Origin of the sequence: Candidatus Kryptonium thompsonii (genome assembly GCF_001535985.1) — a bacterium.
Lineage (GTDB): Bacteria > Bacteroidota > Ignavibacteria > Kryptoniales > Kryptoniaceae > Kryptonium > Kryptonium thompsonii.
In genome coordinates this window covers 1-17,957 of the sequence record NZ_CZVS01000044.1, presented here as the reverse complement: position 1 = coordinate 17,957, position 17,957 = coordinate 1, and the positions used below count along the sequence as shown (strand labels likewise).

Below are 17,957 nucleotides of genomic sequence, written 5' to 3'. Positions count from 1 at the left end.
CTTTGTTCCATTAAATTTTTTTATGTTAAAGCCCAGCGTAAAATTTCGTCTTTTGAAATTCTTCCACCAAGAATTACACTATCAGCTCCAGCATATGGAAAATAAAGATAATCACTGTAAAAATACGAACCACAAATAAACAAAACATTATTTACACCAAGCTCTGGATCCCCTCTCGTCTCAAACTCAGTTTCAGGACACATGAATGGCTCAAATTTTTTAACAAACTTTATATAACGATTTCTATCTTCATCTATAACTGCAATGCCAAGATCATATTCCCTTGTTCCGTCCATTTTTAAATTTCCAATATGGTAAATCATCACATATTTCCCCTCCCCGACTTTCAACGGTGGAGCGCCAGCACCATTCCATGTTTTTATAAATCCAGACCTTGAAATTGACTCAAACAAAACACCCTCATCATTCCACTCCCCAAGTATATTATCGCTCGTCGCATAATGAATAAACATTGCCCCCTCTCCTTCCATCGGTCGATGTAGCAAAACAAATTTCCCATTTATTTTTTCGGGGAAAAGGACAGCGTTTTTATTATCAACCTCGTTAAGCCTGCCCTTTAAAATTCCATGTTTTGTCCAGTGCACAAAATCTTTAGTCTCAGCTATACAAATGTTAATTTTGTTTTTCTCTTTCCCACTTTGATACCCTGTATAAAACATGTAGTATCTATCACCAACCTTTGTAATTCTTGGATCTTCAACCCCTAAGTCTTCAAACTTTTCCTCTGGCTTTAAAATTGGGTAAGGAAATCTTTTGATAAGGTTTAAATCGGGTGATAAAATAGCAAGCCCAAGGGAAGAACGTCTGTAATCGTAATTTTGCGTCATTCTCCCTTGAGCTCTATAAATCAAGAAACATATAGCATCATGTTTTTGAATTTCAGTTAAAGTCTCTTTATCGGGTTTAATTGATTCAATTATTTCCCCTATTTCATCCCTATCTTCAACAAGAACACAGGCGGGATTAAAAACAACCTTGTTTTCCCACGGATTATTTTCAACTACTTCAAGTATTGGTCTTCTGGAGTTTAACCTTTCAATCTTAAACATCCTTTAATAACGTCTTTTCTCATAATTCCACACAAGCTTTCCATTAAGGTATTCTTCTATTGCAACATCTACCGGCTTTGGCAACTGGTCAAACTCTTCCGCAATTTTAAGTTGTTCTACAGGTACTCTCAAAACTTGTTCCTCATCAATCAACTTAATGCTCTCCTCCTCTGCCGGCGGTGTACTCTGCTGTTGCGATTTGAGCGCTTTCATCTCTTCAAGTCGTTTATTGAACATTATTTTCCTCTCGTCATTTATCTGTCTTGCTCTCTTCGCCATTATGACAATTGCTTCATATGTGTTCCCAGCAAGTTCCTGAATCTTCTTTAAGTCAAGTGGTTTGATCCCCATCTCAAAGTTTATTTCATTTTGTTTTTAATATTCATGTTTTTGAATAGCTTTCCACTTCTCAATTTCATCAAAAATCGCTCTTACAACGGATTTTACCGTGCTTTCAAGGTTATCATTGATAAAAATATAATCAAAATATTTAGCTTTTTCAAGTTCCATCGGAACTCGTTCAAGCCTTCTTTTAATTTGCTCTTCCGATTCAGTCTTCCTCCGCTTTAATCTTTCTTTGAGCGTTTCCATATTTGGGGGCTTAATGAAAATCAAAACGGAATCTTCAGGGAATTTTTCTTTTATTGAGATTGCACCATTTACATCGACATCAAAAACCAAGATATCGCCATTTTTTAACGCACTCTCAACGACGCTTTTCAATGTCCCATAGTAATTTCCATAAATTTCCTCCCACTCCAAAAGCTCACCATTTTGTATCTTTTTCTCAAATTCCTCCCGACTCAAAAAGAAATAATCTTTTCCGTCAACCTCACCATTTCGTTTTGGTCTTGTAGTGGCAGAAACCGAAAATTTCATAAAAGGAAATTTTTCCAATATCTTTTTAGCAATCGTTGTTTTCCCAGAGCCACTTGGCGCCGAAACAACTATTAACTTACCTCTGTTCATCTTTCACAAGCTTTAAGATTTATTCAATATTTTGTAATTGCTCCCTGATTTTTTCAATTTCTTCCTTAACAGCGATGACAAGATAAGTTATCTCAGCGTCTTCCGTCTTTGCACCTATTGTCGTTGCCTCACGGAGCATCTCCTGAAGTAAAAAATTTAATCTTCGCCCAACAGCAACTTCATCACTTTTTAATGTCTCAAGGAAAAACTTCAAATGACTTTTTAACCTGACACATTCCTCCGTCACATCAAGTTTATCAGCAAGCAAGACAAGTTCCATCTCAAGACGATTCTTGTCAAATTCAACATCTTCGAAAATTTTTTCAATCTTTTGCTTTAGAGTGCTTTGTTTGTTTTTTAAACTTTGCTCGGAAAGAGTTAAAATTTTCTCAAGGTGATCCGAAATCAAATTAATTCTGTTCTCAATATCCTTTGAAAGTTCAAGTCCTTCCTTTTTTCTCGCCTCAACAAGTTTATCAAGCGCTTCATCAATCGCACTTTTAACAATTTCCCAATGTTCGTCTGAGATATCATTAGTCAAACCTGACTCAAAAATTTCACGAAACATAAGAAGATGTTCGAGCTTTATCTCGCCCTTCACTTTAGCTTTCTTTTTGATCTCACGAAGCAATTTCACAAAGTGATTTACAATGTCAAAATTAACTTCAAATGTTCTTAAATACGCTGGATCAATTTCAAGATCAATTAAAATCGTAATCTTACCTCTTGCGATTTTCCTGCGAATTAACTCTCGGATTTCAAACTCCCTTGATTGAAGAATCCTCGGAATTTTTGGAATAACCTCAAGAAAACGAGAATTTAAACTTTTCACTTCAACAGAAACAGAAACTCCATCCTGTTTAATCTCAGCCTTGCCAAAACCTGTCATGCTTGAAAGCATCTGCGATGAAGAGAAACTTTAGTTGGAATTTGCCTTAACAGAACTCAAAAGATATGCCTTTATAAACTCATCTATTTCACCATCCATAACTGCTTGAATGTTTGATGTCTCATAGCCAGTTCTGTGATCCTTGACGAGATTATATGGGTGGAAGACATACGAACGGATTTGACTTCCCCATTCTATTTTTTTCTTTTGCTTCTCAAACTCGTCGAGTTTCTCCCTCTCCTTCTCTTTCTGCAGTTGATACAACCTTGACTGGAGCAAACGCAACGCCCTCATCTTATTTTGATATTGTGATCGTTCGCTTTGACATTGAACGACAATTCCAGTTGGTATATGCGTAATTCTAACGGCGGTTTCAACTTTATTAACATTTTGACCGCCATGTCCTCCCGCTCTAAATGTTTCAATTTTTAAATCATCTGGATTTATCTCTATTTTTGTGTCTCCCTCGTCAAGTTCTGGGTAAACAAAAACTGAAGCAAAAGATGTGTGTCTTCTTTTGTTCGCATCAAAAGGTGAAATCCTCACAAGTCTATGAACGCCACTTTCTGCCTTTAAATAGCCATAGGCATAAGGACCTTCAATTTCAACAACAGCACTTTTTATCCCTGCGCCATCCCCTTCAAGTATATCAACCACAGTTGCATTGTATCCATTTCTTTCAGCCCAGCGCAGATACATTCTCAAAAGCATCTCCGCCCAATCCTGCGCTTCCGTTCCTCCAGCTCCTGAATGAATTGTTAAAATCGCACTTTTAGGATCATCTTCACCATTCAGAAGATTTTTAAGCTCAAGCTCATCAATCTTTTTCTCAAGCTTTTTTATCTCCCTTTGCAGTTCACTCGTAAATGCAATATCTTGCGACTCCTCCGCAAGTTCAACGAGAACTTTTACATCCTCAAGCATCTTTTGAACGCTCTCCCACTCGTTTAGCCAATCTTTAATTCTGCTTATCTCCTGCATAGTCTTTTGTGCCGATGGTAAATCGTTCCAGAAATCAGGATTTGCAGTTTTCCCCTCAAGTTCAGCCAAATAATTCCTCTTTCCCTCTATGTCAAAGAAACCTCCTTAAAGTTTCAAACCTTTCGGAGATTTCTTCAACTTTTGCCCTAAAATTCTCAAACATCTTTGGACGCCATCTTTTATTTTTGGATTTAAAAATAATAAAATTTTTTGATTTTACAAACTCCCCGTTGCAATAGCACCTTAAATTGCCAAAACTTGCTTCAATCTTGAAAACAAGTTATATTTACATCTGTAAAAACTAACGATTCAATTATCGTGCTTCTGGTTCTGAAAATTTTCAAAATCACCTTGTCGATTTTATACATAATAACAAGTTGGCTTTATGGTCGTGCGTTCTTTAAAGACGACAAAATAGCACGAAGACTAAAAACCAAGTCTCTCATCTTTACCTTAACACTCCACTTTATTTACCTTATCATCAGGACAGCGGAACTTAAACACCCACCCGTGACATCGGTTTTTGAACTTTTGAATGTGCTTGGATTCTCGCTTGCACTTGCTTATGTCATAATTGAATTTATAACAAAAATTAAAAATACAGGCTTTTTTGCAATTCTTATCGCCTCAGTTCTTGTGATAGTGTCGGGGATTTTCTCAAGGGATATTTATGGTTTTGAATATGATGTTTTAAAAAATGAGCTTCTTGCGCTACATGTAACTTCAGCCCTCGTTGGATATTCTGCTTTTGCCCTTTCAGCAATTTACGGACTTCTTTACATAATGCTTTATAACAAAATCAAAAGCAAAACATTTGATACGGTTTATAAAAATCTGCCAAACCTTGAAAAAATTGAATCCATGCTTTGCAAATCAGCAACCGTTGGCTTTTTCGCATTGACATTTGTCATCACCGTTGGGTTTATCTGGCTACCCAAAGCATTTAAAAATTTCTCCTACACAGATGCAAAACTTATTGGAACTTTAATAATATGGCTTGTTTACGGTGGCGGTTTAGGGATTAGAAAAATAGCAAACCTATCGGGTAAAAAGACAGCCACTATGACAATAGTTGGCTTTATACTTGTCTTCATTCTTATGGGATTTGCAAATGCGATGTCAGGATTTCACAGATTTTATTAACAATTAAATCCCCCTTCTTTCGATGGATCTATTGCTTGTTGGATTAAATCATAAAACGGCAAGCGTTGAAGTAAGAGAAAAAATTTACTATACACTTGAAGAAACAGAAAAGATACTGCCTGAAATTGTTTATCTGTTTCTAAAAGAAGGGGTTCTCCTCTCAACCTGCAATAGAACCGAGCTTTACGGAGTTTTAAAAAGCGAAGAAATTAAACCCGAACAATTGATAGATTTCTTGATTTCTAAAAAAGAAGCCACTGGATTTGTAGATCCGTCTCACTTTTATATAATGCGCTCTTACGATGCAATCAGACATCTGCTTGAAGTTGCCTCAGGCATTGACTCAATGTTAATCGGTGATGTTCAAATTCTTGGACAGGTGAAAGATGCTTACGAAGTTGCTGTGAAATGTGGCGTGGTTGGAACGCTTTTACACGAAGTTTTTCACACCGCCTTTAGAACAGGAAAAAGAGCGAAATCGGAAACATCAATAAGCGAAGGTGCGGTTTCAGTAAGCTACGCAGCTGTCGAACTTGCAGAAAAAATTTTTGCAGATCTCTCCAAAAAGAAAGGAATGCTCATCGGGGCAGGCGAAACAGCTGAACTTACAGCAAAACATCTCGTAGCTCACGGTATAAGTGAGCTTTACATCGCAAACAGAACAATTGAAAGAGCTCAAAAACTCGCTGAGCAATTTAATGGAAAAGTTATAAAACTTGAAGAAATCCCAGATAAGCTTGCTGAAGTTGACATCGTCATAAGCTCCGTAACGGTCGATAATTATATACTCACCTTCCACCAAGTAAAAAACGCCATTTCAAAAAGAGGAAATAAACCAATCCTGATCATAGATATCGGAGTTCCCAGAAATGTTGAGCCAAAAATCAAAGATATCGAAAATGTATTTCTTGAAGATATCGACTCCCTCGAATCAATAGCAAAATCAAACTACGAAAGAAGGTTAAATGAAATTCCCAAGGTTCAACAGATAATTGATGAAGAGCTTAAGAAATTAATAAAATGGTATGAAGCTCATCAAGTCGCGCCGACGATAAAACTTTTGAGAGATCGATTCGAAGAGATAAGGCGACTTGAGATTGAAAAATATAAAAATAAATTCTCTCCCGAAGATTTTGAAAAAGTTGATGCACTTACAAAATCGCTTATAAATAAACTTCTTCACACACCAACGGTAAACATCCGAGAATCATCAAATGGAAAACCTGAGTCAGAAAGAATAAAGTTTATACAGTTTGTAAGGGAGTTGTTTGGACTTGAACAAAAATAAACCGCTACGAAATGAAGCAAAAAATAATCATAGGTACGCGTGGTAGTAAGCTTGCGCTGTGGCAGACGGAATTTGTAAAGGAAAAACTTTTGAAGATTTTCCCAGACCTTGAATTTGAAGTAAGAATCATCAAGACCAAAGGGGATAAAATTCTTGACTCACCGCTTTCAAAAATTGGAGATAAAGGAATTTTTACAAGGGAAATTGAAATTGAACTTTTAAATGGTGAAATTGATCTTGCAGTTCATAGCTTAAAAGACCTACCGACAAAATTGCCAGATGGCTTAATAATTGGTGCCGTATTAGAGCGAGAAGATGTGAGAGATGCTCTGATTTCCAAAGATAATTTAAAACTCGCAGAACTTCCCCTAAATTCAACCATTGCAACCAGCAGCCTGAGAAGAAAAGCACAACTTCTTCACTTCAGAGCTGATTTTCAGTTCGTTGACATTCGCGGTAATGTTGACACGAGATTTAAAAAATTTGATGAATCAAACTGGAACGGAATGGTTTTAGCGTACGCTGGAATAAAACGAATGGGCTACACCAACAGAATATCTGAATTGATCCCAACGGATATAATCTTACCTGCCGTCGGTCAAGGTGCGATAGCGGTTGAAATAAGGGAGGATGATACAGAAATTTTCGAAATTGTGAGGAAAGTAAATCATTTGGAAACTGAACTTGCAACGAAAGCTGAGCGAGCACTCCTAAAGCATCTTGAGGGTGGGTGCCAAATTCCAATTGGAGCATTTGCTTGCATCTCAAATGGGAAAGTTAAGCTCTCAGCAATGATAAGTAGCCTTGACGGCTCACTTCTCGTTCGTGACTCAATTGAAGGAGATGTAAATGGAGATACTGAAAAACTTGGTATTGAACTCGCTGAAAGACTCCTTGAGCAAGGTGGTGCTAAAATACTTGATGAGGTAAGAAAAGCAAATGATAAAAAATGAAAGTTCTCATAACACGAGCAAAATCGCAAGCGACCGAATTCGCCCAATATCTTGAATCGTATGGCTTCACCTGTGTCTTCTTTCCAACAATTGAGATAGTTGAACCAGATTCATGGGAAGAGGTCGATGAAAAAATCAAACAAATCGACAAGTATACTGACATAATTTTTACAAGCACAAACGCAGTTAAATTTTTCTTCGATAGATTTACAAAATTCCACGCACTTGAAAAACTGCGTGGGAAAAGATTTCACGCTGTTGGGACAAAAACGAAAGAAGAAATCGAAAAATATGGCTTCAATGTTGAAATACTACCCGAAAAATCTGATAAAGAGAGTTTGTTTTTGAAGATTATTTCAGAGAAAAAGGAGGCAAAATTTTTATTCCCAAGAGGCAATCTCACCGATGAAAACTTCATAAAAATTTTTAAGGAAAAAGGTCTTGCTATTGATGATGTGATCGTTTATAAAACGATAAAACCAGAGATAAGCGAAGTGGAAAAAGAAAACATCGAGAGAATGATTGAAAATGGTGAGATAAAATTTATAACCTTTTTCAGCCCGTCAAGCGTGAGAAATTTTTTTGAGATTTTCAATAATATAAAATTCAACGGTCAAAAAATAGCAGTGATTGGCCAGACAACGCTAAAAGAATGCGAAAAATTTGGATTAAATGTTGATATAAATCCGATGAAATTTTCACCGAAGCCAAACGCCAAACTTTTAGCTGAACTTATGAATGAAGAGAAAACAAAATTGCTCGCTCAAAATTGAAAAACGATATATTTTTAAAGGCATGCAAAGGTGAGAAAATAGAGAGAACGCCGATATGGATAATGCGTCAGGCGGGGAGATATTTACCTGAATATAGAAAGATACGGCAGAGATACGACTTTCTTACAATGATAAAAACTCCCGAACTTGCATCGGAGATAACGATCCAACCTATCGAAATAATCGGGGTTGACGCAGGAATAATCTTCTCCGATATTCTCGTCCTACCCGAAGCGATGGGATTAAAACTTTATATCGATGAGGGTAAAGGACCACGATTTGAGAGATATATTCAAAGTGAATCTGACATCGCAAATCTTTGCATTCCCGATCCAACTGAAAAATTAAAATATGTGTTAAATGCCATTGAATTAACAAAACGAAATATTGATGTTCCATTAATTGGTTTCGCTGGCTCGCCTTGGACATTGTTTGCGTATATGGTTGAAAGTGAGCAGGAAAAAGATTTCAAAAATGCAAAATTGTTAATCTACCTAAAACCCAAACTCGCACACAAATTACTTGAAAAAATCACACTTGCGGTTTCAGATTTTTTAATCGCACAAATTGAATATGGAGCTGACGCAGTTCAGATATTTGATACATGGGGTGGAATTTTAAGTTACGATGAATTTAAAGAATTCTCTCTCAAATACATCGCGTATGTAATTGAAAGGATTAAATCAAAATTTGATGAAATCCCTGTGATCTTATTTTCCAAGGGGACATGGCAATGGATTGAGGAAATCATAAATACAGGGTGCGATGTTATAAGTATTGACTGGACATTTGATATAAAAAAAGCAAGAGAAAAATCTCATGAAAAAATCTCAATTCAAGGAAATCTCGATCCAGTGATTCTCCTTTCCGAGCCAGAGATAGTTGCACATGAGGCAATGAAAATTCTTGAAAAATATGGAATTGGCAACAGACATATTTTCAACCTTGGTCATGGTATCCTGCCTGACACCCCAGTTGAAAATGTGAAAGTTCTTGTCGAAACAGTTAAAACGAAAAGCAAAAATTACCACAAAATAAATGCAAATGAGCCATGAAGTTTGAAAATATCAATATAGAGCTTTTGAAAAAATACGATCGTCCTGGACCAAGATATACGAGTTACCCACCAGCCCCTGCTTTTTCAAAAGATTTTGGTCCAGATGATTACAAAAATGCAATCGTTGAAAATAATCTCCAAAATTCAACTGCTGATTTATCGCTCTATTTCCATATACCCTTTTGCGATACGCTCTGCTATTTCTGCGGGTGCAATATGCTTGTAACACACAGACGCGAAACGATAAGAAAATATCTTGACTATCTTGAAAAAGAAATTGATATGGTTTGGAAATTAATTTCACCCAAAAGAAAAGTAACCCAACTACATTGGGGCGGTGGAACTCCGTCTTATCTTAATCCAGATGAGATAAAGGAACTTGGGGAATTTATAAACGAGAGATTTCAATATGTTGATGACCCTGAAGTTGGGGTTGAAATTGACCCGCGCGGTTTAACTTACGAACATATGAAAGCATTTCGCGAGGTTGGATTTAACAGAATAAGCATGGGGGTACAAGATTTTGATCCAAAAGTTCAAAAAGCAGTAAACAGAATCCAACCCGAGGAGATCACAAAACAAGCGATAGATTGGGCGCGTGAACTTGGATTTAAGAGCATAAACCTTGACTTAATTTACGGTTTGCCTTTTCAAACTCTTGAATCATTTGAGAAAACAATCGATAAAGTGATTGAACTTTCCCCCGAACGACTTGCGGTTTTTAACTTTGCTTATGTACCATGGCTTAAACCACATCAACGCGTCATAAAAAAAGAAGATTTGCCAGCACCTGAGATTAAACTGCAAATTTTGAAAATGACGATAGAAAAACTCACCGACGCTGGCTACATCTACATTGGAATGGACCACTTCGCAAAACCAGATGATGAACTTGCAATTGCCCAAAAGGAAAAAACACTTTATAGAAATTTTCAAGGATACTCAACCAGAGCTGGAGCTGATCTTTATGCCTTCGGAATGTCTGCGATAAGCCAATTTCAAAACATATACGCACAAAATTATAAGGAATTGAAAGATTATTACGCAAGGATTGACGAAGGTAAACTTCCGACAGCCATCGGCTATAGAATGAATCAGGACGACATCATAAGAAAACATGTAATAATGCGATTGATGTGCGATATGGAACTCACGAAAAGTGAAGTTGAGAAAAAGTTCAATATAAACTTTGATGAATACTTTGCCGATTCAATTCCGAAGCTTCAAGAGTTCATTGAAGATGGGCTTGTTGAATTAACAGATGATAAAATAATCGTAACCCTGATGGGGCGACTCGTGATAAGGAATATCGCCATGTGCTTTGATGCGTACATCGAAAAAATGATGAGGGAAAAACCTATATTTTCAAGAACTGTTTGATTCTCACAAGAATAGATACGGCTTCCAACTTTCGTCGATCTCACCGACAAAATTCTTGATAAAAAGAATTGGATTGGGTCGCATTGGCTTCCTCAACAACTTCATCCCTGCCTCTTCGGGTGTTCTATCGCCCTTTCTATTGTTGCATTGCACACATGCACAAACAAGATTTTCCCATGTGTCTTCCCCACCTTTTGACTTAGGGATGACATGATCAACTGTAAGCGGAACGCCTGTGCGCCCACAGTACTGACACCTATGGTTATCCCTTTTGAGAATATTTTTCCGAGTTAAAATTATCCTCCGATATGGCATATGAATATAATATGCAAGCCTGACAACCGTCGGGAAAGGAATCGAATACGAAACAGACCTTATGTATTGTCCTTCCTTCGCTGCGATAAGTTCTGCCTTGCCAAGATAAATCAAATTAATTGCCTTTCTAACAGGGCATATACTCATCGGCTCATAATTTTGATTTAAAACGAGAACCTTTTTGTCCAACGGGCTTGATATCCCATCTCCTTTTTTCTCGTATAAACGAAATTTGAATTGAACTTCTCCCTTGAATTTAACTCACCTCCACTGAAAAATTTAAACTATTTCCTGTTTTTTAAAATTAAAAACTCTTCTTGCACCCACAAAAGTTCTCTCAAGACGTTCGCTATAAAGACCGCTTCCTTTATCAAGGCTATTTAACCTTACAAACCCTGAAGCGTGAATTATTTCTTTACCTCTACCTGTAAAAATTCCAACATGTGTTATCCTTCTGCCATCCGAACTAAAAAACAAAAGGTCGCCCTTTTTAAACTTTGAAAAATTTTTCCCAATATATTTTCCAACCTCCCACTGCATATCCGAATCTCTCGGCAATTGAATTCCATTTATCCTGTAAACAGTTTGGACAAATCCAGAACAATCAAAACCTTTTGGAGTTTTTCCGCCCCACACATAAGATACACCAAGAAACCTCTTCGCCGTTTGGATTATATCGCTTATATTTTGTTTCTTCACAGCTTTGAATTGTTTTGCTTCCGATTTTCTGATAAATCCATAAGTTCCATCAGGAAGTTCAACCTTCAACCAACCATCTTTTGAACCAAGATAATTTAAAACAGAACAAACGACAACATCTCTTAAAGTAGTTGAATTAACATCAGGTTTTGAATAAACGAAGCCGAAATTCGAAGTAAACTCAACTTTGGGTTTATTCATATACTCTGAAAATTTACCCGAATCCATTAAAGCCATTTGCGGCTTGTAAACCCAACCAATATATCCATCAAAATGCAACCTTATCCTAACCCAATCATCTTTAATTTCAAGGACATCAAAAGTTTCACCCAATATAATTTGGGTTGTTTGTTCGCTTCTCATAGATGGCTCTTTAAAGACGGGAGCAGTTCCAACATTGCAAACGCCATACCTTAGAGATAGTTCCTTATCAGGTAAAAGTTTAACGGGGGTTTTGATAAAATAATGTTTGATTAGCTTACCAGCGCTTTTAATTATTTTTGCATCAGATATTTTAAGGAAACCTTCAGATAACTCAAACACGCAAAGTCTTGTATCAATCCCAAGCTTCCGTCTAATCCTTTCAATTTTTAGGTTTGGGTCTTCCATAAACCGCAAAGTTTTGTATTTGTTTAAAATATAACCTATAACAAAATAAATGCCAAATTTTCAAGGGGTGGAATTTGCGTAGGAAGTAAAAATTTTGTATATTTACAATGCTTTGGGCCCGTAGCTCAGTGGTAGAGCATCTGCCTTTTAAGCAGGAGGTCGGAGGTTCGATCCCTCCCGGGCTCACATTTAGTCATAATCAACCGGGGTTAAAACTTCACTGTTTTCAGTCATATCTTTTTTAAACATTTCTCTAAGTCGTTTATAAATTTCACCTGGTTTACCGTCGCCAATCGTGATGCCGTCATATTTTACAATCGGAGCCACAATAAGCGTTGTGCTGAAAAACATCATCTCAGCACTGTTATATGCTTCACTTATTGGAATGTCCGTTGAAATTACATCTTTTAAAATTCCCTCACCTTTGAGCAAGTTGGCAAAATAGATTGCTCTCTTAAGCATCGTCCCATGTAAAACTTTTTCAAGCCGTGGATATTTAAAAATCCCATCCCGAGTTACAATTGCAACATTTTTATTTGAACCTTCCGTAAGATAACCTTCAGAATCAATTGCAATTGCTGTATCAGCACCAACATTATGCGCAAAGAATTCCATCATTGCATTCGCAAGGTAATTGCAACTTTTTACTTGAGGCGTAAACGGCTGTCTTAATGGAAATGGACTTGTCACAACACTTAAACCTTCCTCATAATACCTCGCAGGGTAATTTGGTGATGAAGTTATGATAAGATAAAAATGCCCCTTTGGCGATTCATCAGGATAAACGCTAAAACCACCAGTCCCTCTTGAAATCCAGAATCTAGCCATGCAATCCCGCTTTCCTGTTATCGCAATCGTTTCGAGAATTATATCCTTCATCTCTTGCTTTGACAGCGGAATTTTAATGCCGATGGCAGTCGCAGAGCGAATGATCCTATCAAGATGCTCATCAAGAAGGTAAACTTTTCCATTGACGACGAGAGAATTATCAAAAACCCCATCGCCACGGTGAACCATATGGTCATCAAACGGGATCGTCATAAGGTTCGGGTTTGTCACAACCGCATCCCATACCGTTGAATACATCGCAAAATATTTCTCTTTTAAAGGTGTTTCTTGTTTAACCCAATCGAGATAATCCTTCTCGGTCCAGATTTTTAATTTCTTTCCCTTCATTTCAACTCCTTAAACTTTGTTGTTTGATTTCGTTTAAAACCTCGTCAAATTTTTCAATAAATAAATCAACATGTTCTTTTTCTATGATAAGTGGTGGCAATAACCTTATAACATTGTTGCTTGTGCAATTTACAATTACACCCTTCTCAATGAGACGATCAACAATGTTGAAACATTCAGTGCTAAGTTCAACCCCAATCATCAAACCGATACCGCGAATATTTTTTACAATTTCGCCATGTTTATCTTTTAGCTTTAAAAGCCTTTCACGGAGATAGTTTCCAATTTCTTTAACATTATCAATTATTCCATTTTGAATTTCCTTTATGACTGCGCAACCTGCTGAACAAGCTACGGGATTTCCACCAAAAGTTGAACCATGTGTCCCAAGTGTAAATACATCAGCAACCCTTTCATTCCCAAGCACAGCCCCAAGCGGTAATCCACCGCCGAGAGGTTTTGCAAGCGCAACGACATCTGGCTTAACACCGTAATGCTCAAAAGCAAAAAAGGTTCCAGTCCTCCATAAGCCACTTTGAATTTCATCTGCGACGACAAGAAAATTAAACTTTTCCCGAAGCTCAAAAATTTTCTGCACAAATCTCTCATCAGCAGGTATTATCCCTCCCTCACCTTGAACAAACTCAAGAAAAACCCCCGCTGTTCTGTGGTTAACTTTCTTTTCTATATCCTCAACATCGTTATACTTTGCGATATAAATTTCTGGCAGAAATGGCTCATACCCATCACGATATTTTATCTTATCCATAAGCGAAAGCGCACCCATCGTCCTACCGTGGAATGAATTTGAAAACGCTACAATTTCATTCTTCCCAAATTTCTTTCCCCATTTTCTTGTAAGTTTAATCGCCGTCTCAATCGCCTCAGTGCCACTGTTTGTAAAGAAAACCTTTTTATAACCCGATATTTTTAGAAGTAAATCCGCAAGCTCAAGTTGCGGCTCTTGAACGAAAAGATTTGATAAATGAATATATTTTTCAACCTGATCCAAAATCGCTCTTTTAACTCTATCGTTTCCATAACCAAGCGCATTAACTCCGATGCCAGCTATCATGTCAAGATATCTTCTGCCATCAAAATCGACAAGGTAAACCCCTTCACCATACTTAACATAAATCCTAAGCCGTCTGTAAGTTTGAAAAAGTAAATCTCTCTCAATCTCCAAAACTTGCATTAATTCTCTCCAATTGGTTTTGAAATCTTTTGAAAAAGTGAATAAAGAAATTTTACCCTTTCCCTTAATGCCTCAATATCCCCATCATTTTGTATCACGATATCAGCAAGGCTTCTCTTTTTAGATTGGCTCATTTGCGCCTTCATCCTTTTTAAAACTTCCTCTCTTGTGCAATTATCTCGCTCCATAATTCTTTTAATTTTTAACTCTTCATCAGCATCAACCACAACAACATAATCAAGTTCTTTATCGAACCCAGATTCAAATATAAGTGCAGCTTCAACTATGACAAAACTTTGGTTTTCATTCTTTGAAATTTTTTTAAACTCCGTTATGATTTTCTTTATAACCTCTGGATGAACAATGGATTCAAGTACTTTTCTCTTTTTCTCATCTGAGAAGATGACATCAGATATAAATTTTCTGTTAAGCTTTCCCCCGATGTAGGCTTCATCGCCAAAAAGTTTCTTAATTTTTCTTTTCAACTTTTCATCTTCCTCCATAATTCTCTTTGCCACTTCATCAGCGTAAATCACCTTTGCCCCAAATTCTTCAAAAATTTTGCACACGGTTGTTTTACCCGATCCAATCCCCCCAGTTACTCCAACTGTCAGTATTCCATGCTTGAACTGCAACTTTTCAAATTATTTTTTTCTGAAAATTAAAATTTTTGCAAAGAAAATAAAAAAAGCGGGGTTAACCCCCGCCGTTAACTTTACTTCGCATAAGCCACAGAACGAACTTCCCTTATAACTGTAACTTTGATCTGCCCTGGATATTCCATCTCTTCTTGGATTTTCGCCGCAATGTCCCTCGAAAGTTGATCAGCGAGATTATCATCAACCTTATCAGGTTCAACTATAACTCTGACCTCACGACCAGCTTGAATTGCATAAGTTTTTGCAACGCCTTCAAATGATTTTGCTATCTCTTCAAGTTTTTGCAATCTTCTGACATAACCTTCGACAGATTCTCTTCTTGCACCAGGTCTTGCTCCACTTATCGCGTCAGCTGCTTGAACTATTGCAGCGATCGGTGATTCCATCGGTATATCTTCATGATGAGAACCAACTGCATTGACAACAATAGGATGCTCTCCATATCTATTTAAAATTTCATAACCTATCAACGCGTGGGGTCCCTCTTGCTTGTCGACGACTTTACCTATATCATGGAATAATCCAGCTCGCTTCGCAAGATGCGAATCAAGCCCAAGTTCCGACGCCATTATCGCTGCAAGATATGCAACTTCTATGCTGTGTTGCAGAACATTTTGACCATAGCTTGAGCGATATTTCATCTTACCAACAAGTCGAACAATCTCACGATGAACATTATGAATTCCAAGCTCAAGTAAAGTATTCTCTCCGACTTTTATCATCTCCTCTTCAAGTTCCTGCTTGACTTTTTCAACTACCTCCTCGATTCGAGCTGGGTGAATCCTTCCATCGGCAAGCAACCTTTCAAGCGCAATCTTCGCAACTTCTCTTCTAAATGGGTCAAAACCTGAAATTATAACTGCTTCAGGCGTATCGTCAACAATTATATCGCAACCCGTAAGCTGCTCAAAAGCTCGAATATTTCTCCCTTCTCTGCCGATTATCCTTCCTTTCAATTCATCATTCGGAATATGAAGAACGGTGACTGTCGTCTCAACGGAATGGTCAGCAGCTGTTCTTTGAATTGCTTGAACTATAATTTTTTGAGCTTCCTTCTTCGCTTCCTCTTTTGCTTGTTCTCTAATTTCTCGAATTATCTTGGCTGCTTCAGCTTTCGCTTCAGAAACCATACTTTCAATAAGTATCTTCTTTGCTTCATCGCGAGTTAAACCAGCAATTTTTTCAAGCTGAGCTTTTTGCTCTTCAATTATTTGCTCAATCTCTTTTTGTCTAAGTTCAATTGATTTTCTCTGTTCCTCAAGCTGTTGTTGAACTTTGTTAAGATCACGCTCCCTTCGATTTAATTCCTCAGCCCTTTCATTTAATTTTTCTTCCTTTGCCAAAAGTTGTTTTTCATAAGATTGGAGTTTCTGCTTTATTTGATTTACTTCTGTTTCAAATTCTTGTTTTTTTCTAAACCATTCATCTCTTACCTCGAGAAGTTTCTCTTTCTTAATATTGTTTGCCTCACGTTCAGCGTCTTCAATTATTTTTTGAGCTCTAGCTTCAGCAGTTCCAATCTTTTTTTCTTCAACCTTTGAATGGAAAAACCATCCAAGAAAGAATGCAAACAAAACGATGACAGAAACAATTATGTATACAACCATATCCTTATTCCTCCGAAAATTTTTTTTCAAATAACTTTAAAAATAAAACCGCGCTTGCCAGCTTAGCAAGCTTAACAGTGAGAACCGGTGCCTGCCTGGATACTTCTTACTTCCACCGTCCGCCTTTTTAAGTCCTGGCTAAACCAGGACAGCGGAATCCCACTTCTTCTTCGTGGGATCGTGGCCTGTAATCCGCATCCAAGAGCCAGGCTACCCTTCGAGCACTGACGCTGGTTCTCCCCTAAGCTTAAACTAAGCTGACAGCGCGGTTATAAGCTTAACATTTTATCAACCTTGGAAGATAGACCGCGCAACAAATCCTCTATCTCACCTTCAATACATCCCACATCTCTTCTCTCGCGAAATAAATCTTCAGCTATATTCAAAGCCGTCAAAATTGCAATTGTCAAGATGGATTGATTCGGCAATTTATCGTGCAATTCTCTCATCATCTTATCAACATATTCCGCAGCCTTATATGCGAGTTCTTCATCCTCAACTTTCAAGGTGTATTCGCTATCAAAGATTTTTACCTTCACGATCTTTGAGTGTGGAAGTTCCAAGTTCTCTTCAAAGTTTATTTTCTAAATTTTTAAAACTAGGAAGAAACCAGCGTCAGAAAAATTTTTCAAAGATACTGATTAATTCTTTCCAACAAAAATGCTATTTTCTTCTTTAACTCCTCTCTTTCCACTTCACTAAACAAAACAACTCCGTTCTTTCTCAGTTCTTCATTTTCCCGTTTTAACTTTTCAATTTCTGTTTCAAGTGATTCTATTTTATGCTTCAAACTTTCATTCTCACTCTTCAAGCTCTGCACATACTCAAAGACTCTATCAAATTTCCCTTGAAGCTCTTCGATCAGATTCGTAAAATTTAACTTACTATTTTTACTCTCCATCCCTTCCAAGCTCAATAACTCCTAAGTTTAGCCTCAAACTTTTGTTCAACATACTTAACGACTTTCTGAATTAACTCATTTACTTCCTCATCAGTTAATGTTTTTTCCTTCGATAGAATCTCGAGAGAGAAAGCAACGCTTTTCTTTCCCTCTCCGATTCTTTCACCTCTATAAATATCAAAAAGACGAATGGACTTTAAAACCGCACCTGCTTTTTCTTTTATTGCATTTTCAACCTCTCCAACTGGAACACTTTCATCAACTACAAACGCAAGGTCTCTGAAAACACTTGG

Annotated in this window: 20 protein-coding genes and 1 tRNA gene; 7 read left to right on the top strand and 14 right to left on the bottom strand. The window is 37.2% G+C overall.

Translation table 11 applies throughout. From position 1 onward, the window contains the following. Window positions 1-20 precede the first annotated feature (20 nt). From AWW78_RS06950 to prfB, 5 genes are all read right to left on the bottom strand, one after another. Window positions 21-1,070 (bottom strand): glycoside hydrolase family 130 protein, encoded by a 1,050-nt coding sequence (locus AWW78_RS06950; protein ID WP_047133362.1) that lies wholly within the window; start codon window positions 1,068-1,070, stop codon window positions 21-23. 3 nt (window positions 1,071-1,073) lie between these two features. Then, window positions 1,074-1,421 (bottom strand): DNA-directed RNA polymerase subunit omega, encoded by a 348-nt coding sequence (locus AWW78_RS06945; protein ID WP_047133361.1) that lies wholly within the window; start codon window positions 1,419-1,421, stop codon window positions 1,074-1,076. Between the two features lie 24 nt (window positions 1,422-1,445). After that, entirely contained in the window at window positions 1,446-2,039 is a 594-nt protein-coding gene (gene gmk / locus AWW78_RS06940) for a guanylate kinase (protein ID WP_047133360.1), read from the bottom strand. 19 nt (window positions 2,040-2,058) lie between these two features. Then, the gene (locus AWW78_RS06935; protein ID WP_176696235.1) at window positions 2,059-2,928 is read right to left on the bottom strand and encodes a YicC/YloC family endoribonuclease; all 870 of its coding nucleotides are present in this window, start codon (window positions 2,926-2,928) and stop codon (window positions 2,059-2,061) included. Window positions 2,929-2,958: 30 nt separating this feature from the next. Then, a protein-coding gene (gene prfB, locus AWW78_RS06930; RefSeq protein ID WP_234697363.1) for a peptide chain release factor 2 occupies window positions 2,959-4,072 on the bottom strand; the annotation gives its coding sequence in 2 pieces (ribosomal slippage) (window positions 2,959-4,002 and window positions 4,004-4,072; 1,113 coding nt in all). 155 nt (window positions 4,073-4,227) lie between these two features. Between prfB and AWW78_RS06925 the strand changes: the two genes are divergently transcribed. Genes AWW78_RS06925 through hemN form a run of 6 tightly spaced genes read left to right on the top strand, consistent with a single transcriptional unit; the run spans window position 4,228 to window position 10,503 of the window. Then, window positions 4,228-5,052 carry a cytochrome C assembly family protein gene (locus AWW78_RS06925; protein WP_047133357.1) on the top strand — a complete coding sequence of 275 codons (825 nt, stop codon included), beginning with the start codon at window positions 4,228-4,230 and terminating at the stop codon, window positions 5,050-5,052. Between the two features lie 22 nt (window positions 5,053-5,074). Further along, window positions 5,075-6,340, top strand: a complete 1,266-nt coding sequence (gene hemA / locus AWW78_RS06920; RefSeq protein ID WP_047133356.1) for a glutamyl-tRNA reductase — start codon at window positions 5,075-5,077, stop codon at window positions 6,338-6,340. 11 nt (window positions 6,341-6,351) lie between these two features. Then, a complete protein-coding gene (gene hemC, locus AWW78_RS06915; RefSeq protein WP_047133355.1) occupies window positions 6,352-7,293 on the top strand; it encodes a hydroxymethylbilane synthase in 942 nt (313 codons plus the stop codon). Then, on the top strand, window positions 7,290-8,066 hold the full coding sequence (locus AWW78_RS06910) for a uroporphyrinogen-III synthase (RefSeq protein WP_047133354.1): 777 nt from the start codon (window positions 7,290-7,292) through the stop codon (window positions 8,064-8,066). Before hemC ends, AWW78_RS06910 begins: the two co-directional genes overlap by 4 nt. After that, a complete protein-coding gene (gene hemE, locus AWW78_RS06905) occupies window positions 8,063-9,121 on the top strand; it encodes a uroporphyrinogen decarboxylase (RefSeq protein WP_047133353.1) in 1,059 nt (352 codons plus the stop codon). Before AWW78_RS06910 ends, hemE begins: the two co-directional genes overlap by 4 nt. Next, window positions 9,118-10,503: an oxygen-independent coproporphyrinogen III oxidase gene (gene hemN, locus AWW78_RS06900; RefSeq protein WP_047133352.1), complete on the top strand. Its 1,386-nt coding sequence runs from the start codon at window positions 9,118-9,120 to the stop codon at window positions 10,501-10,503. Before hemE ends, hemN begins: the two co-directional genes overlap by 4 nt. 3 nt (window positions 10,504-10,506) lie before the next feature. On the opposite strand, the gene AWW78_RS06895 is transcribed toward hemN, so the two are convergent. Continuing rightward, entirely contained in the window at window positions 10,507-11,007 is a 501-nt protein-coding gene (locus AWW78_RS06895) for an HNH endonuclease (protein WP_047133351.1), read from the bottom strand. Window positions 11,008-11,097: 90 nt separating this feature from the next. Beyond that, window positions 11,098-12,126 carry a C40 family peptidase gene (locus AWW78_RS06890; RefSeq protein WP_047133350.1) on the bottom strand — a complete coding sequence of 343 codons (1,029 nt, stop codon included), beginning with the start codon at window positions 12,124-12,126 and terminating at the stop codon, window positions 11,098-11,100. A 114-nt stretch (window positions 12,127-12,240) separates the two neighbouring features. On the opposite strand from AWW78_RS06890, the gene AWW78_RS06885 reads away from it, so the two are divergent. Further along, window positions 12,241-12,312 (top strand) — tRNA-Lys (locus AWW78_RS06885). Between the two features lie 3 nt (window positions 12,313-12,315). Here the strand turns inward: AWW78_RS06885 and AWW78_RS06880 are convergent. The 7 genes from AWW78_RS06880 to AWW78_RS06850 all read right to left on the bottom strand — a co-directional run. Continuing rightward, the gene (locus AWW78_RS06880; RefSeq protein WP_047133349.1) at window positions 12,316-13,302 is read right to left on the bottom strand and encodes an aminotransferase class IV; all 987 of its coding nucleotides are present in this window, start codon (window positions 13,300-13,302) and stop codon (window positions 12,316-12,318) included. A 1-nt stretch (window position 13,303) separates the two neighbouring features. Beyond that, window positions 13,304-14,497, bottom strand: coding sequence for an aspartate aminotransferase family protein (locus tag AWW78_RS06875; RefSeq protein ID WP_047133348.1), 1,194 nt, complete (start codon window positions 14,495-14,497; stop codon window positions 13,304-13,306). Further along, window positions 14,497-15,132, bottom strand: a complete 636-nt coding sequence (coaE, locus tag AWW78_RS06870; protein ID WP_082349154.1) for a dephospho-CoA kinase — start codon at window positions 15,130-15,132, stop codon at window positions 14,497-14,499. Before coaE ends, AWW78_RS06875 begins: the two co-directional genes overlap by 1 nt. Before the next feature lie 80 nt (window positions 15,133-15,212). Then, window positions 15,213-16,763, bottom strand: coding sequence for a ribonuclease Y (gene rny / locus AWW78_RS06865; RefSeq protein ID WP_047133347.1), 1,551 nt, complete (start codon window positions 16,761-16,763; stop codon window positions 15,213-15,215). 269 nt (window positions 16,764-17,032) lie between these two features. Continuing rightward, window positions 17,033-17,326 (bottom strand): cell division protein ZapA, encoded by a 294-nt coding sequence (locus AWW78_RS06860; RefSeq protein WP_075426176.1) that lies wholly within the window; start codon window positions 17,324-17,326, stop codon window positions 17,033-17,035. A 65-nt stretch (window positions 17,327-17,391) separates the two neighbouring features. After that, the gene (gene zapB, locus AWW78_RS06855; protein WP_141652079.1) at window positions 17,392-17,664 is read right to left on the bottom strand and encodes a cell division protein ZapB; all 273 of its coding nucleotides are present in this window, start codon (window positions 17,662-17,664) and stop codon (window positions 17,392-17,394) included. Window positions 17,665-17,675: 11 nt separating this feature from the next. Next, a partial coding sequence (locus tag AWW78_RS06850) for a phenylalanine--tRNA ligase subunit beta-related protein (RefSeq protein ID WP_047133344.1) occupies window positions 17,676-17,957 on the bottom strand: 282 nt, incomplete at its 5' end.

Coding starts and splice junctions, on each gene's coding strand:
- AWW78_RS06880 (WP_047133349.1), bottom strand. CDS start 13,302: ATGAAGGGAAAGAAATTAAAAATCTGGACCGAGAAGGATTATCTCGAT.
- AWW78_RS06945 (WP_047133361.1), bottom strand. CDS start 1,421: ATGGGGATCAAACCACTTGACTTAAAGAAGATTCAGGAACTTGCTGGG.
- AWW78_RS06875 (WP_047133348.1), bottom strand. CDS start 14,497: ATGCAAGTTTTGGAGATTGAGAGAGATTTACTTTTTCAAACTTACAGA.
- hemA (WP_047133356.1), top strand. CDS start 5,075: ATGGATCTATTGCTTGTTGGATTAAATCATAAAACGGCAAGCGTTGAA.
- AWW78_RS06910 (WP_047133354.1), top strand. CDS start 7,290: ATGAAAGTTCTCATAACACGAGCAAAATCGCAAGCGACCGAATTCGCC.
- AWW78_RS06950 (WP_047133362.1), bottom strand. CDS start 1,070: ATGTTTAAGATTGAAAGGTTAAACTCCAGAAGACCAATACTTGAAGTA.
- AWW78_RS06890 (WP_047133350.1), bottom strand. CDS start 12,126: ATGGAAGACCCAAACCTAAAAATTGAAAGGATTAGACGGAAGCTTGGG.
- gmk (WP_047133360.1), bottom strand. CDS start 2,039: ATGAACAGAGGTAAGTTAATAGTTGTTTCGGCGCCAAGTGGCTCTGGG.
- rny (WP_047133347.1), bottom strand. CDS start 16,763: ATGGTTGTATACATAATTGTTTCTGTCATCGTTTTGTTTGCATTCTTT.
- AWW78_RS06935 (WP_176696235.1), bottom strand. CDS start 2,928: ATGACAGGTTTTGGCAAGGCTGAGATTAAACAGGATGGAGTTTCTGTT.
- zapB (WP_141652079.1), bottom strand. CDS start 17,664: ATGGAGAGTAAAAATAGTAAGTTAAATTTTACGAATCTGATCGAAGAG.
- hemC (WP_047133355.1), top strand. CDS start 6,352: ATGAAGCAAAAAATAATCATAGGTACGCGTGGTAGTAAGCTTGCGCTG.
- hemN (WP_047133352.1), top strand. CDS start 9,118: ATGAAGTTTGAAAATATCAATATAGAGCTTTTGAAAAAATACGATCGT.